This window comes from Pseudotenacibaculum haliotis (assembly GCF_042684245.1).
Lineage (GTDB): Bacteria > Bacteroidota > Bacteroidia > Flavobacteriales > Flavobacteriaceae > Polaribacter > Polaribacter haliotis_A.
This window is the reverse complement of sequence record NZ_JBHULH010000008.1, coordinates 1-23209: the sequence shown is the minus strand read 5'-3', so window position 1 is coordinate 23209 and position 23209 is coordinate 1. Positions and strand designations below refer to the sequence as shown.

Sequence of the window (23209 nt, the reverse complement as noted above, 5' to 3'; positions counted from 1 at the left end):
TTTAATTTAAAACAATCTCGAGTTCCAATAAATAATCATTAAAGCCGACATTATAAAATAGAGTGAAATAATTTTTCTTTCAAAAATTTTAATTTTATCTCTTTCTCTTTTCTTATATAACCAATAAAATGAAATAATATAAATTAATATTAAATGGGGGGAACTGAATCTTAATTCGAATGATTGCAATATAGCAGACAATGAAATAGTCTCAAAAAGCACAAATGTACAAATACTAATTAAAGTAATGTTTTTATTTTTAAACACCATATAAAGCCCTAACCAGAAAAATATTGATATAAACACTTTCAACCCCAATCCGAATGAATAAAAATATTGCTGTAATCTTCCTTTCAGTGGTGAGTAAGTTGGCAATGGTCCTATAGTCCCTGATAAAAAAGCTGCTACATAAGAAAATGCATCCGTTGTCACACCAGCTCCACTAACTCTTTCTGCAATAGCATCTTCATTTGTATAATACCTATCTGTTAGTGCTTGAAAATCTTTTAACAAAAAGCTAATAGAAAAGAAAACAATAGCACCAGATACTAAAATGTTAAGCACATTTTTTCTATAAGAAAATAGTATTGCCAATAACACAGAAGCTATGAGCATAAACATAACTGCAGGTCTGAAAAAATATACTACAGATAAATATAAAAGGCATAAAAATAAATTTATAACCTTTTTAGTATTTAAAAACTTATTTAACTTTTCAAAGAACAGAACTACAAACATTGCAAAAAATGTTTCTTTCATCCCTGTTGAATACAAGTAAATAACAAAAGAAGATAATCCATATACAGTAGAAGCCATAAATGCATATTCTTTTGACATAAAATTCTTAGATAGTTTATATGCATAAATCACTGTAATCATTCCTGCCAAAACATTGAAAATATTAAATGTTATAGGTGAAGGGTAAATAATGTATGCTAAACTTGTAAACAGTACAGCACCAAAATCTTCAACATCTTCATTCTTTAAATAATTAAAAATTCCATCCCAAAATCCTCCCTCAGTTATATCTAATGCAAACTCATGATACTGCATACTATCGATAGCACTAAACTCAAAAAAAGAATTTGACTCATTAAAGTATAACATTTTGAACAATAGCAGAAAGAGAATTGAAAACACAAAACAACTGATAACTAGATTTAGTTTATTATAGTTTTTACTGTTGACTTGTTTTGTAATAAAAATGTAAAAAAGGATTAAGTATAGGATATTTATAAAAAATGCTGAATATGATATTTTTGATTCAAATTTATAAGACATAATCAATGAAAAAATTGAAAATATCAAGGTGAGAAAAAACCAACTATTTATAATCTTTTTTATATTCATTTTCAATGATTTTGTACTATTAACTTAATCTCTCTAATATTATTAGCTAAGGCTTCTTCATGCCATACTTTATTTTTAGTATATGTGCTACTAATCTTAGATTCTAATTCATTGACTATATCATCAAATGAAGTCAATTTAATCATGATTCGCTCATTGATAAATTCTGCAAATACATTATGTCCATTTATGGGTACAATAAAAGTAGGCAAATTAAAAGCAAGACCTTCAATTAGAGCAGTTGAATAAACTCCTATCTGTGCAATTGATTTATTGAACAAATCGTACAAACCTATTTCATTTCCTACAATACTAATATTTTCTGCTTTAATGGAACTTTTGTATCTACCAAACTCATCAATTTCATTTGGGTGAAGTTTAAAAAGAAAATTATATTCAGGTAATTGTTCCGCCAATTCATTCACTTTTTTTATTAATTCAAAACCAATTGTCCATTGTGAAATTACCAATATATTTTTTTCTGTACTCTTTTTAGCCAAAACCCTTTTCTCTAAATACGGGAAACCTACAACTTTAGAAAATTTACCTTCGGGTAGAAGAAGGTACTTATCCCAATGCTCTCCCCAAATAAAAAAACATTTTGGAAAAGAGTATAATGGATTCTCTAACTTATGATATCGGTACGCTATATGAAAGTATCCAACCGCTCCATGTTGAAGTTCTATCGTAGGAATTGAATGTTTGTTAGCCTTTTCAATAAATAACTTTTTAATAAAGTCATAACCATCAACGCAAATCAAACATTTAGGTGTATTCTTTACAAAAAGCTTATCAATTCTCTTTTGCAGTATTTTATATTGCTTTAATCCCTTTTTAACATGAGATGATACATTTATATCTACTAAAAACTCTTTTTCTATTTCAGACTTTATCTTCTCCATAAAGTTTTCTTCTTCTTCAGTAAGTCTTGTCCGCACAAGATAGGGCGCAAAAATCATTAGGTATTCATAAACATCTAAATACTTTGAGTCTATAACTCCTTCATTTTTATAGTGCTTTAACCTAAAAGGTAAATCAAGAGTTTTAACAGAAAATTCTTTATGTAACTCTTCAATGATTTCGTTACAATATTTATCTATATAATGACTATCCTCAAAAACCTTCCTAGGATGACCTAGAAAAATAATATCCTTGTCTAGACTTACTTTATAACAAGAAAAGTTGATTAAGAAATCAAAAAAGCTTTTTAATAATAAAAAAATTGATTTAAAAAGTGAGGATTTGAGAGAAGTCTTTGCAACAGTATCCTTACTTGTTTTCTTTTTGATCTCTAAATATATCCCATATCTAATATAATCCCAAATGAGAATATTTGAAAATCTGTATTCAAAAAGGTTTAGCTTTTTTTCAAGATTCAAAAAACCTTCTGATATGTCATCAACTTTCTTCATCAAAATGCTCTTTTTTTCATAAAAAAAACAACAACTAAACCTATCAATAACAATTTAGTGAACAAGATTAAAAGGTAATTGGTTAAAAAGGATTTAATCCCAACAAATAGTAAAAAAACGAAAATTATTAGTACTAGATTTGGCAACAACCTTTTTAATCTGATAATATTTTCTTCCTTAATAATTAACTTAACGTTGATATAGTGTAATCCAAATAAAATTATAAATGACACCAAGGTAGTATATGCAGCTGCTTGAAAGCCATAAATAGGAATGAAAACATAATTAAGAGCAATATTAGCAACACCTGTTATTAGCGAAAAAACAGCTATTAAATATGTCTTTTTATGATAAAAAGAATACCCTACATAAAGTGTATATAAAAAGAAAAAAACATAAGACAAAACAATAATTGGCACCAAAGTTTGAGAAGAATGAAACTTTTCATCTGCCATAATATATATAATTTCATATGAAAACAACATTAAACATAGCGCTAGTATGTAAATTAATACTGAATATTTCTTAGCTAAATTCTCAATATCTTTATGTTCTTTATTTTTCTTTTTCTCATAAAAAATAGGAGTCCAAGCCTTTAATATTCCCATAGATATTATACTTTGAATTAACCCTATCTGATAAGCAAAGGAGTAAATACCTGTTTCTTTTTCTCCAACTAGTTGGTTTATAATAATTTGATCAAATGATGATAATACGGTTTGTGAAATCAAATGAAAAACCACAGGTATTCCAAAAACTAAGGAATAAGTAATGTATTTCTTTTCAAAATTAATCTTAGAAATCTTAATTACTCTAAAAAGTGAATAAAATGAGATTAGAAAAATAACTATGAGTTCAGCAAAAACTTGTCCTAAATATTTTTCTTTTTCTAGCAACAATATTATTGTGATAGTCAATGATATTGTACAAAAAGATTTAATCATACTTAATATAGAGTATTCTTTACTTCTTTTTGAAGCTTGGAGATAAGCTTGATAAATCTCAAACATCACCGAGAAAAAAGCCACTAGGCAGGCATATGTAAAGAGGTTTGGTGAAGTTTCGAAGAAAGACGAAAAAATGTCTTTAAAAAAATAAAGTCCTGATAACGATATAAGCCCAAACCCCAATAACAAGGATATGTTTGTTCCCAAAAATTTATCAAAATCATTTTTGTCTTCATAATAGTATCTTGTTACTGATCCTCTGATACCTAAACCGAAAATTATAATCAACATAGATGTTATAGAGGTAAACACCCCCAATACACCATAGTCTTCAGTAGTTAATAATCTAGTAAGTATTGGGATACTTAAGAAAACCAACCCTTTTGCTAAAACATCTGCTGAAACATAGTTTTTTGCATGACTTAGTAACTCGCTAAAATCAGTATCTAACCTATTTATTACTTTTTTTAAGAAAAACATGTATCCTCAATAAGTTATCAATTTGGTTTATTTTTCTTTGGATAATTTTTCATGAAGGAACTCAGATAATTTGAAGTCAATTTCATCGTCTACATCTATAGAATGTTTTTTATCCATTATGTAGGGCTTGACATTTTTAAAATCTGAAATTTCAGATGATTTTATTGAGTCAACGCTAATTACATAAATTGCTCCATTTAATTCATAGACCTTTGGGCAGTCTTGCCTTCTGGTAAAACTATTTTTAAACAAGGGGATTAATCTATTGTCTTCTGATATTAATCTATGTAAATAATAAGGGTTTGAATCTGTTTCATATACTGAAATCAGCATATCCAAATCATCTTCTACCAAAGTTAAAGCTTCTTCTAAGTGTTTTTCATTCCTTAGCGGAGAAGTACATTGCAACATAACTATCCACTTATACGAATATCCTTTAGATTCATAATATTCAATAGCATGAAGCATAAATTCTCTTGAAGAAGCATGATCACCTGATAAGTTATCTGGTCTTAAAAAAGGTGCCTTGATTCCGGTTTCATCATATACAATCTGGGCAATATTTTCTGAATCAGTTGAAATGCATATATCACTTTTGTCAAACACTTTTTTTGCAGCTTCAACTGTCCAAGTTATAAGAGGCTTACCATTAAATGGTTTTATATTCTTATTTTTTAACCCTTTAGAACCAGATCTAGCTGGTATTACAACTAGATAGTCTTTCATTGCATTGATTTCAGCTCATCACTGACCATAATTTTGACTAAATCTTTAAATCTAGTTTTGGCTTCCCATCCTAAAACTTCTTTTGCTTTAGTTGCGTCACCTATTAACAAATTAACTTCTGTTGGTCTGAAATAATGTGGATCAATCTCTACTACAACTTGACCATTGGAATTTAAAATACCTTTCTCTTCCAATCCTTCACCTTCCCATCTAACAGAGTCTCCTAAATTTACAAAGACTTCTTCTACCAATTCTTTTATTGTATGGGTTTCTCCTGTTGCTATTACAAAATCTTCTGGCTGGTCATGCTGTAAAATTTCCCACATTGCTTCGGTATATTCTGGAGCATATCCCCAATCTCTTTTTGAGTATAGATTACCTAAGAACATTTTATCCATTTTACCTTTCTTGATCTTCACTGCAAGATTTACAACTTTCTTAGTAATAAAACTTAATCCTCTCCTAAAACTTTCATGATTGAATAAAATACCATTACAAGCAAAAACTCCGTACGCTTCTCGGTAATTAACTACTATCCAATAGGAATACATCTTAGCAACAGCATAAGGGCTTCTTGGATAAAATGGTGTTTTTTCTGTTTGAGGAATTTCTTGAACTTCTCCATATAGTTCACTAGTAGAAGCTTGATAGAATTTGGTCTTTTTAACAAGATCATTCTTTACTATAGACTCTAGAAATCGTAATGTTCCTAATGCGTCAACATTGGCTGTATACTCTGGGATATCAAAAGATATTCTAACGTGACTTTGCGCAGCAAGGTTATAAACTTCATCCGGTTGAATTTTTCGCATCAATTTATCCACATTATTAGAATCAGTAACATCACCATAATGTAGATTTACTTTTTTTAATGGATTGTGATACCCTGTTTCTAGAATTGCAAGATTTCCTGTGGAATCAGAACTATTTCTTCTAATTATTCCATGTACTTCATATCCTTTTTCTAAAAGCTGTTCAGCAAGATAGCTTCCATCTTGACCTGTAATCCCACTAATTAAAGCTACTTTTTTACCCATAAATACATTTTTTAATAATTTGTATAATCTTATCTAACTCATCCATTTTCAGCCCAGGAAAACTCGGAAGGCAAATTCCTCTATTATATATATCCTTAGAAATGAACTCTCCTTCTGCTTTTTCATAAAAAGGCAATTCATCTATCGGGAAAAACAATGGTCTAGTTTCGATATTATTTTTTTCTAATTCTTTAATTAATTTTTCTTTTATTTCTACACTTTCAAAAAGAGCAGTAACAATCCAAAAAGAACTGGTACTGTTCTTTAGGGTTTTCTGATAAATAATATCAGAGCCCAAGTTTTTTAAATAATAGTTATAAATATTTGCTTTTATTTCTAGTATTTTATCTATCTGTTCCATTTGAGCCAATCCGATAGCTGCTTGAATATTTGTCATTCTGTAGTTAAACCCTAACATATCATGATAATATTTTTGAGTTCTCGAATTCCCTTGATTTTTTAACACTTCAATCTTATCGTAAAGCGACTCATCATTAGTCAAAACCATCCCTCCTTCTCCAGTAGTTATAGTTTTATTTCCAAAAAACGAAAATGTAGAAATAGTTCCTATATTTCCTGATTTAACACCATCATATTCTGCTCCAAGTGATTCGGCAGCATCTTCAATTAAATATAGATTATACTTAGAACAAATTTCATTTATCTTTTTAAGATTTGGTAATACTCCGTATATATTGGCTATTATTATAGCTTTCGTATTAGGAGTAATTTTACTTTCAATTAAATCAGGATTTATATTCCAGGTTTCTGTTTCAATATCAACAAAAATAGGCTTTGCTCCATTTGCTAGAATTACATTTGTTGAGGCTACATAAGTAAAATTTGTAGTAATAACTTCATCTCCTTCCCCTATTTCTAAAGCCTTAAAGGCCAAATCTAGCGCTGTAGTACCATTACTACATGAGCTTGTATACTTACAACCCACAAAATCTCTTACTGCTTTTTCAAACTTTTCAATATAGCTTCCTCTTGAAGAAATCCAAGTGGATTCTAAGCAGTCATTGACGTATTTTGTTTCATTTCCTTCTAAATAAGGTTTATAAATAGGTATCATAAATTATTAATTAATTCGTATGTATTTTTAATACTATCTATGTTATCGTAAACTTCTAGTGTAACAGTTTTATCTTTAAAAGAATGTTTTGATAATAGCTCATACAAGTGACTATCCTTATGTACAGCCTTATTTGTATCTGCAAAGGAGTCATTATCACTAATATGAATGTAATTAGATTTACTCATTAGAAAATCTAATTCTTCTTCAAAATCTAAGTTTAAACTGTTACAACTTACTTTTAAATGAGCTACATCTAGCAATAACTCAAAATCAATCTTTTCACTTAATTCTAAATACTCCTCTTTGTTTGTAAGCATAAAGAAGTTCTCTTTAAAGTTTGTATAATTTTGATAAGAAATTACATTGTTTTCTATGTACAATTTAACATTAGAAACTGATTGTAATTCTTTATATGATTTGCAAAATCTTTCAAATGATAATTTTTTATCAAAAAGAACATTTTTATTTATTTCTTTTCCTATTTCCCTGATTGGTATATTCAAGTAAAACCCAGCATGAAATCCAAAAATATCGCAGTTTAACTTTTCGGTTAGCTTTAAGGAACCAGTTAAATGATCAAATGTTTTTTGGTGAACTTCATCGTCTAGAGAAGCTAGGTTTACTACAAAAGGATCTTTAGGAGGAGGAAAATAATTATGACAAATATAATTTAAGTTAAACCTCTCTTTTAAATCTATTAAATCCTCTTCAAAACCTTCATAATAATCTGTTCCTCCAGATAGTTCAATATTCTTGAACCCATTTTGAGCCAATTCTAATACCGATTCTCTAATTTTAGAGTTCTTAACACAAGATGTTGAAACAAAAATCATAGATATAATTTAAATTTTTCTTTGTATTGTGCTAACTCTTCTAGACTTAACACTTCAACCTTATCTTCATTAGAATCAATAAAAAACGCTCCCTTAAAAGGAGGATAATACATGGCTCTAACAAATCGTTTAGCGTAATCAAATGTCGTTTCTTCAAACTTTAGCATTCCTCCATGAGGAAGCTCCCTTTTGTAATATGTTGCTTCACCTACCTGCTCAAAACCTTCATATCCTGATTTTAAAAGATCGAAAGCTTCTGTAAAATTTTTAGAGAATAATGATATTAATTTATGATAAAGAGAAAATGCTGTATCATCTTGACTTATAGATATTTTTTTCTGTAAAATTAATTTTCCATCATCGATATCATCGTTCATAAAATGATATGAAACCCCCGTATATTTTTCTCCATTCAATATAGCCCACACTGACGATTTTACTCCTCTGTATGCAGGCAATAGTGATGGATGAGAATTCATTGCCTTATAATTTACAAGTTCAAGAATTTCTTTTTTCACTACAAATCTATAGTAAACAGACAATAAATAATCAGGCTTGAATAGACTTAGCTTTTCGTGATTTTTATTAATTGATTCAAATGAAAACTTAATATTATTAACTTCTAAATGTCTTATAAATTCTTCGTTGCCCTTAGATGAATGGGTAAATACAATAATATTTGACCTATCTACTTTATAATTAGATAATAATTGATAAAAGCACTCTAGGGCAGCCCTCCCGTATCCGCAGAATACAATCTTCATATCGAAATTATTTCATCTTTCCTAAAGTCTTTCTTAGCCTCTTTCCCTATGACATCATTTATATAAATTGGGGAAATTCCCTGGCCTCCAGTTCTTTTAGCTATAAGGTTTGATTTATTTAAAATATCTCCTTTCTTTATTTCTGTATTAGCAACTAAACATTTTTGCAAAGATGCTCTTGTACGAGTTTCAGAAAGGTTTGGATATTTTATGCTAGTTCCCATAAAAGCATCAACTTTTTTTACTGTTTCAACAAAGTCATGTAACTCTTCAGGAGACAAAGAAGCTAAATGGTCTGGCCCCTCATTACTTTTATCTAATGTAAAATGTTTCTCAACAACTTTAGCTCCCATTGGAATTGAGTATGAAGCTGCTCCAACACCTACAGTATGATCAGAGTATCCTAGAATAACATCAAACTTTTCTTTGAATGTATTAATCACTGCTAGATTAGCTTCAAAATCTTGTATTGGATAGTTAGCTGTGCATTGTAAGAGAATCACATCTTTATTAATTGGGTAAATTGTTTTCAGAGCTAACTCTACCTCCGATAAATAACTCATCCCTGTTGATAAGATAATTGGTTTACTTTTTTTAGCTATTCTTTCTAAAAAAGGTAAATTAGTTAAGTCTGTTGAGGCTACTTTATATGCAGGTAAATCCAATTCATCTAATTCGTCCAAGCTCACCTCGTCAAACGGAGTTGTCAAAAATATTATGTTCTTTTTTCTACAATACTCTAAAAGCTCTAAATTTTGATCTTTAGAAACTTCCAACCTCCTTAACATCTCCATTTGAGATTCAGATGAATCTGTCGTCCCTTTTTGATAAGGAGCTTTTTCTACATCACTCAAAATCAAGTGTTCTGCTTTAAATGTTTGAAATTTTACCGCTTGTGCACCAGCACTTACTGCTAAATCAATTAAATCCTTTGCCATCTTCATGTCCCCTCCATGGTTGACCCCTGCTTCTGCTATGATAAATGTCGGAGAATTGCTTTCAATTTTGAAATCTCCTATTTGTATTGTATTATTAAAATTCATTTTGATTTATGTTTAAACTCACGAAAAAGGATGCTTTACTGTTTTAGTAGATGCCAGAGGATGGTATACTCCCTTTAACCCTACTGGCTTAGTATTTCTTATAGTATGCACTATCTCAATTGCTTGTTTTGCATCTTCCAAACCATATCCATTTCCGTTTAAAATCCCCTCATAAACTCTCGTATGCAAATCAGTAAATCCACCGCTAAACTCTAACTCTTCACCTTCTATTGTAATTGACCTATAGGTTCTTTGTCCTTTAGCCTTAATCTCTTCAGGTAACACATCATAGTTAATTGATAAGAACCAACGAACTCTTGCTCTCTCAAATTCTAAATAACCGGCAGCCCTATCATGTGTATGTATGTGTACTATATTCTCTTTAACATCCCCAAAAATATATGACAACATATCATAAAAATGAACTCCGATGTTGGTAGCTATTCCTCCTGATTTACTGATATCTCCTTTCCATGAAGTATAATACCAATTCCCTCTAGAGGTAAGATATGTTAGGTCTACATCAAAAATCTTATCTTTTGGAGCATTGTCAATCTTTTTCTTTAATTCAATGATACTTTTATGCACTCTTAGCTGAAGAATATTCCAAACCCTTTTACCAGACTCATTTTCCATTTTTTGAAGAGCATCTAAATTCCATGGGTTCAGTACTAACGGTTTTTCACAAATAGCATCTGCCCCTCTTCTTAATGCCATTCTAATGTGTGCATCATGTAAATAATTAGGCGTACAGATACTCATATAATCTAACTGAATTCCTTTATCATATTTCAGTTTCTCTACATGCCTATCAAACCTTTCTGTCTCAACAAAAAAATCTGCATTAGGGAAATAGCTATCCATAATACCAACACTGTCAAATTTGTCTAATGCTGCAAGTAATTGATTATTGGTATCTTTAATTGCTTTCAGATGTCTCGGAGCTATATAGCCTGATGCTCCAATTAATGCAAAATTTTTCATTTTCTGTTTTTTCTAAATATAGAATCTTCTAAAAATCAAGAAGAATACTATAATAATTTGTTCCCCTTTCTTATTACTCTTATGTAAAGTATCTCTTAATTATTTTCCAATCTGATAATATTCAAACCCTTTTTTATCTAACTTAAAAGCATTATACTGATTTCTCCCATCAAAAATAACTGGAAATTTTAATTGTAATTTTATTTCATCAAAATCAGGCGATCTAAACTCCTTCCATTCAGTCAATAAGATTAGTGCATCTGCTTCTTTTAACACTTCATATTTTGATTCAAAATATGCTACTTCTTTTACCTCTTTTAAGTAAAAATCTTTAGCTTCTCGCATGGCTTTAGGGTCATAAGCTTGTATCTTAGCTCCTCTTTTAACTAGCTCATTGACAACATAAATTGATGGTGCTTCACGCATATCATCTGTCTCAGGTTTAAAAGACAAACCCCATAAAGCAAAAACTTGTCCAGACAAATCTTCTCCAAAGCGCTTAACAATTTTTTCTGCTATCCTATATCGTTGTCTATTATTTACCTCTTCTACAGCATTGATTAATTGTGCTCGATACCCATATTGCTCAGCAATCTTTTTCAACGCCTTAATATCTTTAGGAAAGCAAGAACCTCCATAACCTACTCCTGGATAAATAAAACTATATCCAATCCTTTTATCTGACCCTATTCCTAATCTAACATCATTTACATCTGCCCCAACTTTTTCGCAAATATTAGCAATCTCATTCATGAATGATATTTTGGTTGCTAACATTCCATTCGCAGCATACTTAGTCATTTCTGCAGAACGAATATCCATCTTAATAAAACGATCATGAGTCCTAAAAAATGGTGAGTATAGTTCTTTCATCACTGAAAAAGCATATTCATTATCTGCTCCAATAACAACCCTATCTGGTCTCATAAAATCGTTAACGGCTGCGCCTTCTTTTAAAAACTCCGGGTTAGAGATAACATCAAAATTTATTTTAACTTTCCTATTGTCTAATTCTTTCTGAATTGTTTCTCTTACCATATCTGCTGTCCCAACAGGAACGGTTGACTTATTAACTACAATCAATTGATCATTCATTGTTTTACCAATTTCGCTAGCAACTGAAAGCACATATTGTAAATCTGCAGCCCCGTCTTCCCCCATTGGGGTTCCAACAGCAATAATAACAATAGATACATCGTGTATTACTTCTCTGAGAGTTGTAGAAAATTTAAGACTATTCTTTTCTATGTTCTTTCGAACCATATGCTCTAATCCAGATTCATAGATGGATACGTTCCCTTTCTGCAGAGCTTTAATCTTTCTTTCATCTACATCAACACATGTAACCGTATTTCCCATTTCAGCAAAACATGTTCCTGAAACTAATCCTATGTACCCCGTTCCTATAACTGCTATTTTCATTCAGAGTGAATTAAAGCCCTCCGTCTTTTAATGAATTATCCAAAGAGTTTTTTACATCATACACTATAGATTCTTCCTTAAGCAAAGATCTAAAATCTAAATCTTTGTATTCGTTATGCGCAACCGTTAATACGATTCCGTCGTATTTTGTATCAGGTAGCTCTTTACTTGATTTGACACCATACTCATGCATCACCTCTTCTTCATCTGCCCACGGATCATACAAAGTAATATCTACCCCATAGTCTTCTAGCGCTGTAATTACATCTACAGCTTTCGTATTTCTTACATCAGGGCAGTTTTCTTTGAAAGTAATTCCTAAGACTAAAACATTTGCTCCTTTTATTTTGATATCTTTCTTGATCATCAATTTAACAACCTGAGAAGCTACGTAATCTCCCATACTATCATTTAACCTTCTTCCTGCTAGAATTATTTCTGGATTATACCCATATTCTTGTGCTTTTTGTGCTAAGTAATAAGGATCAACTCCAATACAGTGACCTCCAACCAAACCTGGTTTGAAAGGCAAAAAGTTCCATTTTGTTCCGGCTGCCTCTAAAACATCATGTGTATTAATATCCATCAAGTTGAATATCTTGGCTAACTCATTTACAAAAGCAATATTGATATCTCTTTGAGAGTTTTCAATTACTTTGGCAGCTTCTGCTACTTTCATTGTAGGTGCTAAGTGAGTTCCTGCTGAGATAACCGACTTATATAAATCGTCTACGACCTTACCTACTTCAGGAGTAGAGCCTGAAGTCACTTTTAAAATTTTCTCAACTGTATGAAGTTTGTCTCCCGGATTGATTCTTTCCGGAGAGTATCCCGCATAAAAGTCTTCATTGAATTTTAACCCAGATACTTTTTCCAGAACAGGAATACAATCATCCTCTGTTGCTCCGGGGTAAACGGTAGATTCATAAACAACAATATCACCTTTTTTTAACACTTTACCTACTGTCTCACTTGCTTTTACTAAAGGCGTTAAAATAGGTCTGTTGTTTTTATCTACGGGAGTAGGAACAGTTATAATATAAAAGTTACAATCTTTTATATTGTTCATATCATAAGAACAATACAGTCCTTTTTCATCTGAAACTCCTTCTACAAGGACAGATTGTAATAATTCATCTTCTACTTCAAGCGTACTATCCTTACCAGACATCAGCTCATCAACTCTTTCTTGATTGATATCAAATCCAATTACAGGATACTTAGTTGCAAACAGTCTTGCTAGCGGTAACCCTACATAGCCAAGTCCAATAATTCCAATTCTAACTTTCATAAGTTTATAAATTTTTCCAATACCATTTTACAGCCTTTTTCAATCCTTCTTTTAAAGAAAACTCAGGCTGATAGTTTAATAATTTTCTAGCCTTCTCTACAGAGGCTAATGAATGAGGGATATCTCCCAATCTATTTGGTCCGTATGTTACTTTTATATTTTTGATCTTTGAGTCGAACTCAGATAAATGCTCTTTCAAATATCTAACTAATTCATTTAATGTATTTCTTTCTCCATAAGCAACATTATAAACTGTATTTACAGCCTTATCTTTATCGACAATCAATGCCAACAAATTCGCTTGAATTACGTTATCTACATAAGTAAAATCTCTTGAGAATTCACCATCTCCGTTAATAACAGGAGATTCTCCCTTCATAAACAAGCTCACAAATTTTGGTATGACTGCAGCATAAGCACCATTAGGGTCTTGCTTTCTTCCAAAAACATTAAAATAGCGCAAACCTATTGTTTCTATACCATATGTTTTAGAGAATACGTCTGCATACAACTCGTTTACATATTTTGTAATTGCATAAGGAGATAACGGTTTTCCTATTTCATCTTCTATTTTAGGTAACGTTACAGAGTCACCATAGGTCGATGAACTAGCTGCATACACAAACCTTTTTACCTTTTCGTCTCTAGAAGCAATTAACATATTTAAAAAACCACTAATATTCACATCATTGGATGTTACAGGATCCTTGATAGATCTTGGAACAGATCCTAAAGCTGCTTGATGCAACACATAGTCCATTCCCTTAACGGCTTTTTTACAGTCGTTAAGATTTCTAATATCACCTTGAATAAATTGAAAGTCCGGATTCTTTAAGAGTGGAGTTATGTTCTCTTTCTTCCCTGTTGCGAAATTATCTAAACATACAACTTTATTCTTTTTCTCCAGCAATGCCTCACAAAGATTAGACCCAATAAAACCAGCTCCTCCTGTGACTAATATTTTTTTATTAGATAAACAAATATCCATCAAACGTTGATTAGTTAGATAAAACGTGTCGCAAATTACAAAAAAGGGTTGGCTTGTACTAATTTTGACCTTTCTCTTTTCCATAAAAAAACCCCCACTTTACGTGAGGGTTTTTCCTGTGGGCGCGAAGGGATTCGAACCCCTGACCCCTTGGGTGTAAACCAAGTGCTCTGAACCAACTGAGCTACGCGCCCCTGCGTGATTGCGGATGCAAATATATAACGGTTTTTAATTCTACCAAAGAAAAATGAAATTTATTTTTAAATAACTTCTGCTACAACAAAGGTGCTCCCACCTACAAAAACCAAGTCACTATTACTTGATCTCGACAGCGCTTCACCATAAGCTTCTGAAACTGAATTAAAAACCTCCCCCATCAAATCATACTCTTTTGAATTTCTCTCTAATTCTTGCGCATCTAGACCACGAGGAATATTTGGTCGGCAAAAATAATATTTTGCGTTTTTTGGGAATAAATTTAATACCTGATCTAGTTTTTTATCATTTACAACCCCTAAAACCACATGCAATTGATCGTATTTTTCGTTGTTGAGTTGGCTCATCACATAAGATAGTCCTTCTTTATTATGGGCCGTATCGCATACCACTTTAGGAGAAGTGTTTAAAACTTGCCACCTCCCTTTTAAGCTTGTGTTCTTTACAACGTTCTTTAGTCCTTTGGATATTGATTCTTCGTCTACTTGAAAATCATTTAGGCATGAAACAGCTTTTACCGCTGTGTTTGCATTCTTTTTCTGGTAAGATCCTAAAAGGTCTGTTTTGTAATCTTCATATGAATCGGAAGCAAAAAGAATCTCTGAATTTGTTTGTGAAGATTTCTCAGTAAATACTTTTTCAACCTCTTTTTGCCTTTCGCCAATAACTACAGGAATACTTGGTTTTATAATCCCTGCTTTTTCATAAGCTATTTCCGGTAGTGTTTCTCCTAAAAACTGTGTATGATCCAATCCAATATTTGTGATCACAGAAATTTCTGGAGTAATAATATTTGTTGAATCCAATCTACCTCCTAATCCTACTTCTATAACAGCAATATCTACTTGCTCTTCTGCAAAGTAATGAAAAGCCATCCCAACAGTCATTTCAAAAAAAGATAGCTTTTGTTGCTCTAAAAAGCTCTTTTGCTCGGCAATGAAATCTACTACATACTGTTTCGACATCTCTTCTCCATTAATCCTAATTCTCTCTGTGTAGTTCTTTAAATGCGGAGATGTATACAACCCCACCTTATACCCTGCTTCTTGCAAAATACTAGCGATCATATGTGAGGTTGAACCTTTTCCGTTGGTTCCTCCCACATGAATTGATTTGAATTTGAAATGAGGATTGTGTAGCTTTTCAGAAAAAGCTATGCTGTTTGTTAAGTCTTTTTTAAATGCTGTCTTTCCTTGACGTTGGTACATCGGCAATTGAGAGAACATCCAATTTACCGTTTCTAGATAGGTCATTACTTGGTGAGTGTAAACTTATATATGATTGTCCCTTTTTGAATTGGCGGAGCATCTGCCGCAGCATTCCATGTAGTTCTTAAAGCAGCTCTTTTTGCTGGCTCCATTAAGCATTTCGCTGTATTATCTGTTCCTTTTGCTCCCGGGATTGCCTTGATTACACGACCGTTTTTATCCACTTCAATAGTCACAACAACAGTTCCCTCTTCTTGACATTCCGGTTTTTCTATGGGTTTTGTCAAGGCTTTTCTACCTGCCAAATTATAGTTACTATCACCATCTGTACTACCAGTGTTCCCATAATATTTCGAAGATTTCGGATCACCTTTCTCACTTCCTTTTAATCCATCAGTTTTATCATCTCCTTCACCTTTTGTCTTTCCGTCAGATTTATCTCCATTTAATAGATTATCAAATGCCTTCATTGTGTTTTCTGAAGGCTTCTTCGGCTTAGGCTTGGGTTTTGGTTCTTCCTTTTTGGGTTCTTCTTTAGGTTCCTTCTTTTTTTCTTCTTTCTTTGGCTTTTCTATAACAGGAACTTCTTCTTTAGTCTCTTTCGTTATTACTTCTTCTTGAACAGTTTCTTTAGGCACTTCCTCTACTTCTTCTTCAATTTTCTCTTCTTGTAGCGGTGGTTTAGGAGATGTTTTTATTTTCTCTACAACTTTAGGCTCTCCTCTACCTACATCAGAAACTCCATAGTTAATAGCAACTCCGTATTCTTCAGGTGGATCGAGATATCTCATTCCAAAATTAAAAATGAGATACAACAAGGCAACCAGTATTACTGAAGTAATAACTGCTGATTTTCTTTTATGTTTGGTATCAAAAATTGACATTATCCTCCTCCTTTAACTGCTAGGATCATTTTTAATTTATTCTTATTCGCTATGTCTATCACCTTCATCACATTTTTATAAGGAACATTTTGATCTCCTCTTATGACTACGGTTTTCTTTTTATCAGGACCTACTTTACTTAAGATCTCCAATTCAAGGTTCTTTTCGCTTACCTGAGTTTTATCTATATAAAACTTAGACTTGCTAGTAATAGTTACAGCAACTGATGTTTTATTCTCAGTTTTCCCTCCTGCTTTAGGCAGTAACACATCAATAGCACTTACAGTAACCAAGGTTGATGTAAGCATAAAAAAGATCAACAACAGAAAAACAATATCCGTCATAGACGACATATTGAAATTTGGGTTGACTTTATTTCTACCTCTTAGATTCATTATACAGGTTCGTTTAATAAATCTAAAAACTCAACAGACTTAGCTTCCATCTGATACATTACCTTATCTGTTCTAACAACAATGTGGTTGTATGAAATATAAGCTATAATTCCTACAATTAACCCTGCTACTGTTGTTGTCATAGCTGTATATAATCCGTCTGAAAGCATTTTGATATCTATTTGCCCTCCTGAGTTTGCTATTTCATGAATTGCAACAATCATTCCAATTACAGTTCCTAGGAAACCAATCATAGGAGCTGCACCAGCAATGGTTGCAATAACACTTACATTCTTTTCTAATTGATATACCTCTAATTTTCCGGCGTTCTCAATAGCTGTATTAATGTCTTCTAAAGGTTTTCCAATTCTCGAAATTCCCTTTTCTATAAGTCTTGCTGTAGGTGAATTAGTACTCTTACAAAGTGCATCTGCAGATTCTATTTTCCCACTGGAAACATAATCTTTGATCTGGTTCATAAAGTTCTTATCTACTTTAGCAGCTGCTTTAATAGCAAAGAATCTTTCAAAATAGATATATAATGAAACTGCTAATAAAACGAATAAAATTGCAATGATAATTTGACCTCCCAGACCTCCGTCTACAATCAATTTATATATAGAAAGTGTTTTTTCTTCCGATGCAGGATCTAAAACTTCGGGGGTTTCTTGTATAAATGATAACATTAATAAGCTTTTAAAGTTCTTCTATATAACGACCTTTTTTCTAAGAAATTGTTTCAAAAAAAACCGAGAATTTCTCGGTTTTATATTTTATATGAACATCCTCAGTAGCATAAACGAGAAGGAACCGACTAGAAACCCTATTAATGCTAACCAAGAAATCTTTTTCAAATACCAAAAGAAATCTATTTTTTCCATTCCCATTGCCACAACTCCAGCTGCAGAACCAATAATCAACATACTTCCTCCTGTTCCAGCTGAGAATGCGATGAAATGCCATAATGGATTGTCCATAGGCTCAGAGAACATTCCTAAACTTGCTGCTACTAAAGGCACGTTGTCTATCACAGCAGACCCAACTCCTAATAACATTACTACCAAGTCAGAAACTTGCGTTCCTTCTAATTCTGTTCCCATTAATGGCACTCCTTGTTTCAAGCTATCGGCAAAACCAAATAGAATACCTAAAGACTCTAATGCTGCTACTGCCATTAAAATACCTAAGAAGAATAAAATACTTGGCATCTCAATTTTAGATAATGAGTGGTGTACCGGGCTATGATGAGCAAATTCTGCTGATTCTTCCTGAGTTTTAAAGTCTGTCAAAGAGATTTTAGTTCTACTAAATACTTCAGCAAAGGTTGCTACGATAGCTAGAGACAACATCATTCCTACATAAGGAGGTAAATGTGTTAATGTTTTAAAGATTGGCACAAAAACAATAGCTCCTAATCCTAAATACAACATAGTAGCACTATGCTTACTCTTAGGCTTATCGCTCTCTTCTTCAGATCCAGTATCAATTGTTCCTTTGAAAGCCGGTAAGAAAGTAGCAATAAATGAAGGGACAACCATACATAATAGCGATGGAATAAATAAGTAGATAAATAATTTTACTGTACTTACTTTACCTCCAATCCATAACATAGTTGTAGTTACATCTCCAATTGGAGAGAAAGCTCCTCCTGCGTTTGCAGCAATAATAATTAATCCGGCAAACCAAATTCGATCTTCTCTTTTCTTAACGATCTTCTGTAATATTGAGATCAATACAATTGTAGCTGTTAAATTATCAATAATAGCAGAAAGAATAAAGGCCAATACTGAGAAAATCCATAAAATCCTCTTCTTACTGTTTGTCTTTACATATCCTTTTATTGTTGAGAAACCGTCAAAGTAATCGATGATCTCTACAATGGTCATCGCCCCTAATAAAAAGACTAAAATTTCTGCTGTTTTTCCTAAGTGATGTAATAATGTTTCTTCTGCCAAATGCATTTTCGCTTCATGAGCTAGAGAAGAAAAACCTTCTACTAATCCATGTTTAGAAGAATCAAACCAACTAGAAAAAGAATCTACCCCTAAAGCAACTACAGCCCAACAGATAGCCATCATGGCCAACGCTGGAATTAGTTTGTCTAGCTTTAAGTTGTGTTCAAGAGTAATCGCCAAATACCCCAAAACAAATACTACAATGATTACTGACTCCATAATTTTGTTATTGTTTTTAAATTAGTTGTTTCAATGCTATTTCAAATGCTGTCTCACTAATATTGGTTTTAGAAGTGTTTCTAGCATGTGTATTTTCAAGCGCTTTTTTGATAATATCAGAGGTATCCGAAAAAATAGCCTCATCTGTCATTTCCACTCTTCTTTCCATAAAATAAGCAAATACCCTAGCCATTCCACAGTTAGAAATAAAATCAGGAATAAGACTTACTTTCTTATCTGTATCTTCCATGATGGGTCCGAAGAAAATTTCTTGATCTGCGAAAGGCACATTGGCACCACAGGAAATAACTTCCAATCCTGAATCGATCATTTTGTTAATTTGATCTTGTTTGATCAATCTTGATGCAGCACAAGGAGCAAAAATTTCAGTAGGCATACTCCATATTCTCTCATTCATTTCTTCAAAAGAGATCATTTGATCAGCCACCAATGTATTTCCATCTTTGTTTAGGAAAAGAGATTTAATTTCTTCAAATGAAAATCCATCCTCATTGATAACCCCTCCTACTCGATCTATAATTCCTACAACCTTAGCTCCCATTTGGGCTAAATAGTAAGCAGCTGCAGAACCTACATTACCAAAACCTTGAACTACTGCTCTTTTTCCAACAACAGTTCCTCCATAAATATCGTAGTAATGTTTAACGGCCTCAGCAACACCAAACCCTGTGATCATATCGGCAACAGTGTATTTTTTAAACACATCCGGAGAGTATTCTTCGCTCTCTATCACCTTAATAACACCATGTCTTAACTGACCAATTCTATTGATCTTATCTGATTCTGTAGGTTTGAAGTGCCCGTTAAAAACTCCTTCTTGCGGGTGCCAAACACCACTATCTTCTGTAATAGGAATTACTTCGTGAATTTCATCTACATTTAAATCTCCTCCTGTTCCGTAGTAACTTTTCAACAAAGGAGCAACAGCTTTATACCATCTTTCTAAAACTCCTTTTTTTCTTGGATCGTGAGGGTCAAAATTAATCCCCGATTTGGCTCCTCCAATAGCTGGTCCAGAAACAGTAAATTTTACCTCCATTGTCTTAGCCAAGGAAGTAACTTCGTACTTATCCAGCCCTTTTCTCATTCTTGTTCCACCTCCCGCAGCTCCTCCGCGAAGTGAGTTTATCACCGTCCAACCTTCTGCTTCTGTTTCCGAATCCTTCCAATTGAAAACTATTTCAGGTTGTTTTTCTTCATACTTTTTAAGTAATTCCTTCATTAAGAGTTCTTTAATTTTATTTTCCTGAAGTGCTATAATAATTGTACCAAAATAAAAAAAATAAATCGCTATTCAGAATTAATTTGGACGAAATATTTGCCCCGAAGAATGATCCCTTTTTGCGCCCGTAACACTTGACAAACAGTTACTTTTCTCTTCCAATCTTAACTTCCCTAATAAGGCAAAAATTAAAGCTTCTTTATAATCTACAATCGTTTTACTAGGAATAGCGATTTCAGCATTTACTTTACGCTTCAAATTTTCGATCAAAAACTCATTAAATACTCCTCCACCTGTAAATAAGACCTTTTGAAATTGACCTATTGAGTTCGCTATTTGAACAGTTACATGTTCTACAAAAGTTCTTAATACATCACGATGATCTTTGAGAGTTTCAACAACAGGAAAAATCTTATCATTTACCCATTCAATTCCTAAAGATTTTGGCGGAGACTTTTCATAATAAGCCATAGAGTTTAATTCGCTTAAAATCTTGGTATTTACTTTTCCTTGCGAGGCCAATATACCACCATTATCGTATTCATATCCTAATTTCTGACTGTAATGATTTAACACCACATTCACAGGACAAATATCAAAAGCTATTCTATTGCTACCTTGTTCGTAAGATATGTTTGCAAATCCACCTAAATTAACACAGGCATCATAATTAGAAAACAAAATTCGATCTCCTATCGGAACCAAAGGAGCTCCTTGGCCTCCTAACTGCACATCTTGAGTTCTGAAATCGCAGACAACCAAAAAATTAGTGGCGTCCGCTATATACTGTCCGTTTCCTATTTGCTTGGTGATTCCTTTTTCTGGTTGATGAAAAATTGTGTGCCCATGAGAGGCTATAAAATCTATGGTTTGAATTTCATGCTGATGTATAAACTTGTTGATCTGCTCTCCTAAAAAACGACCATATGCAGCGTCTAGCTCAATCAGAGCTTTTTCGTTCAAATCTATCGCAGTTTTCAATTTTAGCTTCCATTCCGGTGAATAATCTATTGTTTGCGATGCAATGATTTCAAATTCATCCTCTCGTTGAGAAGGAAAATACACATAAACCAAATCGATTCCATCTAGAGAAGTCCCAGACATTAAACCTATAGCATGAGTTCCATTTCTATTCATATCCATAAAAATATGAAATGTCTGTTGAAAATCTGCTATTAAAAAAGTATCTTTGATAACTTTTTTTACGAATTTAATAATACAACTTAAGAATGGATTTTAATCTTACTGAAGAGCACTTGATGATTAGAGATGCTGCTCGTGATTTTGCACAAACAGAATTATTACCAGGAGTTATTGAAAGAGATGAGAAGCAAGTTTTTCCTGATGAACTTGTAAAGAAAATGGGAGAACTAGGCTTTTTAGGAATCATGGTAGATCCTAAATATGGAGGAAGTGGAATGGATACCATTTCATATGTATTGATAATGGAAGAATTGTCTAAAATTGACGCTTCTGCTTCAGTAATTGTTTCTGTAAACAATTCTTTGGTTTGTTATGGGATTGAGAAATATGGAAACGAAGAGCAAAAGCAAAAGTATTTGACCAAATTAGCAACAGGAGAGTATTTAGGAGCTTTTTGTTTAAGTGAACCTGAGGCTGGTAGTGATGCTACTTCTCAAAGAACCACTGCTATAGATATGGGTGACCATTACTTATTGAACGGAACAAAGAACTGGATTACCAATGGTGGACGATCTGACGTTTATTTAGTAATTGCTCAAACTGATCGTGAAAAAGGTCACAGAGGAATCAATGCATTTATTGTAGAAAAAGGAATGCCTGGTTTTGATATTGGACCTAAAGAAGATAAATTAGGTATCCGTGGTAGTGATACTCATACATTACAGTTTAATGATGTAAAAGTTCCAAAAGAAAACAGAATTGGTGAAGATGGATTTGGTTTCAAGTTTGCAATGAAGACATTATCTGGAGGAAGAATTGGAATTGCTTCTCAAGCGTTAGGAATAGCTTCAGGAGCTTATGAATTGGCTTTAAAATATTCAAAAGAAAGAAAAGCTTTCGGTACTGAGATTTGCAACCACCAAGCTATTGCTTTCAAGTTAGCTGACATGGCAACTGAGATCGAAGCTGCTAGATTATTAGTAATGAGATCTGCTTATGATAAGGATCAAGGTAATAACTATGATATGTCTAGTGCAATGGCGAAGTTATATGCTTCTAAAGTTGCAATGGAACAAACAGTAGAAGCTGTACAGATTCATGGAGGAAATGGATTTGTAAAAGAATATCATGTAGAGCGATTGATGCGTGATGCTAAGATCACTCAGATCTATGAAGGTACTTCTGAAATTCAAAAGATTGTTATTTCCAGAGGAGTTTTAAGAGACTAAATAACTTCTTAACCATTATAAAACAAGGCCATCTATTAGATGGCTTTTTTTTTGTACCCTATTCTTTCTTATTTCTCTTAATAGAATACCAAAGCGATTAAGTAAAAGTCTATTCCTGTAATAATTGAAGTCAATATCACTTTCATCTGCCAATGTAAATCATTGCACCCCTAAAAGTGTTAGAAGGATGGCTAGTGTCCTTTTAATAGAATTCATAACCTATTTTGTATTAAATGAATTTAAATGTAATAAATCTAAGGAGCCAACTTTGAAAAGGTGTTGAGTTTAGGGCATAAAAAAACCTCAGTTATTGCTAACTGAGGTTTTTTAAAAAGAAAGGCAGCGACCTACTCTCCCACAAA

The 23209-nt window shown here is 32.5% G+C and carries 21 protein-coding genes and 1 tRNA gene; 1 reads left to right on the top strand and 21 read right to left on the bottom strand.

Translation table 11 applies throughout. From position 1 onward, the window contains the following. Window positions 1–6: 6 nt before the first annotated feature. From ACFSRZ_RS11955 to ACFSRZ_RS11855, 21 genes are all read right to left on the bottom strand, one after another. Window positions 7–1107 carry a hypothetical protein gene (locus tag ACFSRZ_RS11955; protein ID WP_379666801.1) on the bottom strand — a complete coding sequence of 367 codons (1101 nt, stop codon included), beginning with the start codon at window positions 1105–1107 and terminating at the stop codon, window positions 7–9. A gap of 245 nt (window positions 1108–1352) precedes the next feature. Beyond that, window positions 1353–2762 carry a hypothetical protein gene (locus tag ACFSRZ_RS11950; protein ID WP_379666800.1) on the bottom strand — a complete coding sequence of 470 codons (1410 nt, stop codon included), beginning with the start codon at window positions 2760–2762 and terminating at the stop codon, window positions 1353–1355. Continuing rightward, complete coding sequence (locus ACFSRZ_RS11945; RefSeq protein WP_379666799.1) at window positions 2762–4189, bottom strand: lipopolysaccharide biosynthesis protein; 1428 nt, start codon at window positions 4187–4189, stop codon at window positions 2762–2764. Before ACFSRZ_RS11945 ends, ACFSRZ_RS11950 begins: the two co-directional genes overlap by 1 nt. Window positions 4190–4216: 27 nt before the next feature. After that, entirely contained in the window at window positions 4217–4915 is a 699-nt protein-coding gene (locus ACFSRZ_RS11940) for an acylneuraminate cytidylyltransferase family protein (RefSeq protein ID WP_379666798.1), read from the bottom strand. Beyond that, complete coding sequence (gene gmd / locus ACFSRZ_RS11935; protein ID WP_379666797.1) at window positions 4912–5952, bottom strand: GDP-mannose 4,6-dehydratase; 1041 nt, start codon at window positions 5950–5952, stop codon at window positions 4912–4914. The genes ACFSRZ_RS11940 and gmd overlap by 4 nt, the downstream gene beginning before the upstream one ends. Continuing rightward, on the bottom strand, window positions 5945–7027 hold the full coding sequence (locus ACFSRZ_RS11930) for a DegT/DnrJ/EryC1/StrS family aminotransferase (RefSeq protein WP_379666796.1): 1083 nt from the start codon (window positions 7025–7027) through the stop codon (window positions 5945–5947). The genes gmd and ACFSRZ_RS11930 overlap by 8 nt, the downstream gene beginning before the upstream one ends. Further along, window positions 7024–7863 carry a TIM barrel protein gene (locus ACFSRZ_RS11925; protein ID WP_379666795.1) on the bottom strand — a complete coding sequence of 280 codons (840 nt, stop codon included), beginning with the start codon at window positions 7861–7863 and terminating at the stop codon, window positions 7024–7026. The genes ACFSRZ_RS11930 and ACFSRZ_RS11925 overlap by 4 nt, the downstream gene beginning before the upstream one ends. After that, the gene (locus ACFSRZ_RS11920; protein WP_379666794.1) at window positions 7860–8627 is read right to left on the bottom strand and encodes a formyltransferase family protein; all 768 of its coding nucleotides are present in this window, start codon (window positions 8625–8627) and stop codon (window positions 7860–7862) included. The genes ACFSRZ_RS11925 and ACFSRZ_RS11920 overlap by 4 nt, the downstream gene beginning before the upstream one ends. Next, on the bottom strand, window positions 8624–9670 hold the full coding sequence (gene neuB, locus ACFSRZ_RS11915; protein ID WP_379666793.1) for an N-acetylneuraminate synthase: 1047 nt from the start codon (window positions 9668–9670) through the stop codon (window positions 8624–8626). Before neuB ends, ACFSRZ_RS11920 begins: the two co-directional genes overlap by 4 nt. An 18-nt stretch (window positions 9671–9688) precedes the next feature. Further along, window positions 9689–10654, bottom strand: coding sequence for a Gfo/Idh/MocA family protein (locus ACFSRZ_RS11910; RefSeq protein ID WP_379666792.1), 966 nt, complete (start codon window positions 10652–10654; stop codon window positions 9689–9691). Window positions 10655–10753: 99 nt separating this feature from the next. After that, a complete protein-coding gene (locus tag ACFSRZ_RS11905; protein WP_379666791.1) occupies window positions 10754–12076 on the bottom strand; it encodes a UDP-glucose dehydrogenase family protein in 1323 nt (440 codons plus the stop codon). A gap of 10 nt (window positions 12077–12086) precedes the next feature. Further along, complete coding sequence (locus ACFSRZ_RS11900; RefSeq protein WP_379666790.1) at window positions 12087–13367, bottom strand: nucleotide sugar dehydrogenase; 1281 nt, start codon at window positions 13365–13367, stop codon at window positions 12087–12089. Between the two features lie 4 nt (window positions 13368–13371). Next, entirely contained in the window at window positions 13372–14355 is a 984-nt protein-coding gene (locus tag ACFSRZ_RS11895; RefSeq protein WP_379666789.1) for an SDR family oxidoreductase, read from the bottom strand. Window positions 14356–14474: 119 nt separating this feature from the next. Continuing rightward, window positions 14475–14549: transfer RNA gene (locus tag ACFSRZ_RS11890), tRNA-Val, on the bottom strand. A gap of 66 nt (window positions 14550–14615) precedes the next feature. Continuing rightward, window positions 14616–15824 (bottom strand): bifunctional folylpolyglutamate synthase/dihydrofolate synthase, encoded by a 1209-nt coding sequence (locus tag ACFSRZ_RS11885; RefSeq protein ID WP_379666788.1) that lies wholly within the window; start codon window positions 15822–15824, stop codon window positions 14616–14618. Then, window positions 15824–16663 carry an energy transducer TonB family protein gene (locus tag ACFSRZ_RS11880; RefSeq protein WP_379666787.1) on the bottom strand — a complete coding sequence of 280 codons (840 nt, stop codon included), beginning with the start codon at window positions 16661–16663 and terminating at the stop codon, window positions 15824–15826. Before ACFSRZ_RS11880 ends, ACFSRZ_RS11885 begins: the two co-directional genes overlap by 1 nt. After that, a complete protein-coding gene (locus tag ACFSRZ_RS11875; RefSeq protein ID WP_379666786.1) occupies window positions 16663–17058 on the bottom strand; it encodes an ExbD/TolR family protein in 396 nt (131 codons plus the stop codon). The genes ACFSRZ_RS11880 and ACFSRZ_RS11875 overlap by 1 nt, the downstream gene beginning before the upstream one ends. Then, window positions 17058–17744, bottom strand: coding sequence for a MotA/TolQ/ExbB proton channel family protein (locus ACFSRZ_RS11870; RefSeq protein ID WP_379666785.1), 687 nt, complete (start codon window positions 17742–17744; stop codon window positions 17058–17060). The genes ACFSRZ_RS11875 and ACFSRZ_RS11870 overlap by 1 nt, the downstream gene beginning before the upstream one ends. A gap of 87 nt (window positions 17745–17831) precedes the next feature. Further along, window positions 17832–19232: a sodium:proton antiporter NhaD gene (gene nhaD / locus ACFSRZ_RS11865; RefSeq protein WP_379666784.1), complete on the bottom strand. Its 1401-nt coding sequence runs from the start codon at window positions 19230–19232 to the stop codon at window positions 17832–17834. 16 nt (window positions 19233–19248) lie between these two features. After that, entirely contained in the window at window positions 19249–20475 is a 1227-nt protein-coding gene (locus ACFSRZ_RS11860) for a Glu/Leu/Phe/Val dehydrogenase dimerization domain-containing protein (RefSeq protein WP_379666783.1), read from the bottom strand. A gap of 78 nt (window positions 20476–20553) precedes the next feature. Next, a complete protein-coding gene (locus ACFSRZ_RS11855; RefSeq protein WP_379666782.1) occupies window positions 20554–21618 on the bottom strand; it encodes an anhydro-N-acetylmuramic acid kinase in 1065 nt (354 codons plus the stop codon). A gap of 86 nt (window positions 21619–21704) precedes the next feature. On the opposite strand from ACFSRZ_RS11855, the gene ACFSRZ_RS11850 reads away from it, so the two are divergent. Further along, window positions 21705–22847 carry an acyl-CoA dehydrogenase gene (locus ACFSRZ_RS11850; protein ID WP_379666781.1) on the top strand — a complete coding sequence of 381 codons (1143 nt, stop codon included), beginning with the start codon at window positions 21705–21707 and terminating at the stop codon, window positions 22845–22847. Window positions 22848–23209: the final 362 nt, after the last annotated feature.

What these genes read in the sequence shown, in the direction of transcription:
- ACFSRZ_RS11895 (WP_379666789.1), bottom strand. Translation starts at nt 14,355, where the DNA reads ATGGATATTTGTTTATCTAATAAAAAAATATTAGTCACAGGAGGAGCT.
- ACFSRZ_RS11945 (WP_379666799.1), bottom strand. Translation starts at nt 4,189, where the DNA reads ATGTTTTTCTTAAAAAAAGTAATAAATAGGTTAGATACTGATTTTAGC.
- ACFSRZ_RS11955 (WP_379666801.1), bottom strand. Translation starts at nt 1,107, where the DNA reads ATGTTATACTTTAATGAGTCAAATTCTTTTTTTGAGTTTAGTGCTATC.
- ACFSRZ_RS11930 (WP_379666796.1), bottom strand. Translation starts at nt 7,027, where the DNA reads ATGATACCTATTTATAAACCTTATTTAGAAGGAAATGAAACAAAATAC.
- ACFSRZ_RS11850 (WP_379666781.1), top strand. Translation starts at nt 21,705, where the DNA reads ATGGATTTTAATCTTACTGAAGAGCACTTGATGATTAGAGATGCTGCT.
- ACFSRZ_RS11950 (WP_379666800.1), bottom strand. Translation starts at nt 2,762, where the DNA reads ATGAAGAAAGTTGATGACATATCAGAAGGTTTTTTGAATCTTGAAAAA.
- ACFSRZ_RS11855 (WP_379666782.1), bottom strand. Translation starts at nt 21,618, where the DNA reads ATGGATATGAATAGAAATGGAACTCATGCTATAGGTTTAATGTCTGGG.
- ACFSRZ_RS11860 (WP_379666783.1), bottom strand. Translation starts at nt 20,475, where the DNA reads ATGAAGGAATTACTTAAAAAGTATGAAGAAAAACAACCTGAAATAGTT.
- ACFSRZ_RS11920 (WP_379666794.1), bottom strand. Translation starts at nt 8,627, where the DNA reads ATGAAGATTGTATTCTGCGGATACGGGAGGGCTGCCCTAGAGTGCTTT.
- ACFSRZ_RS11870 (WP_379666785.1), bottom strand. Translation starts at nt 17,744, where the DNA reads ATGTTATCATTTATACAAGAAACCCCCGAAGTTTTAGATCCTGCATCG.
- neuB (WP_379666793.1), bottom strand. Translation starts at nt 9,670, where the DNA reads ATGAATTTTAATAATACAATACAAATAGGAGATTTCAAAATTGAAAGC.
- ACFSRZ_RS11925 (WP_379666795.1), bottom strand. Translation starts at nt 7,863, where the DNA reads ATGATTTTTGTTTCAACATCTTGTGTTAAGAACTCTAAAATTAGAGAA.
- ACFSRZ_RS11885 (WP_379666788.1), bottom strand. Translation starts at nt 15,824, where the DNA reads ATGACCTATCTAGAAACGGTAAATTGGATGTTCTCTCAATTGCCGATG.
- ACFSRZ_RS11940 (WP_379666798.1), bottom strand. Translation starts at nt 4,915, where the DNA reads ATGAAAGACTATCTAGTTGTAATACCAGCTAGATCTGGTTCTAAAGGG.
- ACFSRZ_RS11900 (WP_379666790.1), bottom strand. Translation starts at nt 13,367, where the DNA reads ATGAAAGTTAGAATTGGAATTATTGGACTTGGCTATGTAGGGTTACCG.
- ACFSRZ_RS11880 (WP_379666787.1), bottom strand. Translation starts at nt 16,663, where the DNA reads ATGTCAATTTTTGATACCAAACATAAAAGAAAATCAGCAGTTATTACT.
- gmd (WP_379666797.1), bottom strand. Translation starts at nt 5,952, where the DNA reads ATGGGTAAAAAAGTAGCTTTAATTAGTGGGATTACAGGTCAAGATGGA.
- nhaD (WP_379666784.1), bottom strand. Translation starts at nt 19,232, where the DNA reads ATGGAGTCAGTAATCATTGTAGTATTTGTTTTGGGGTATTTGGCGATT.
- ACFSRZ_RS11910 (WP_379666792.1), bottom strand. Translation starts at nt 10,654, where the DNA reads ATGAAAAATTTTGCATTAATTGGAGCATCAGGCTATATAGCTCCGAGA.
- ACFSRZ_RS11905 (WP_379666791.1), bottom strand. Translation starts at nt 12,076, where the DNA reads ATGAAAATAGCAGTTATAGGAACGGGGTACATAGGATTAGTTTCAGGA.
- ACFSRZ_RS11875 (WP_379666786.1), bottom strand. Translation starts at nt 17,058, where the DNA reads ATGAATCTAAGAGGTAGAAATAAAGTCAACCCAAATTTCAATATGTCG.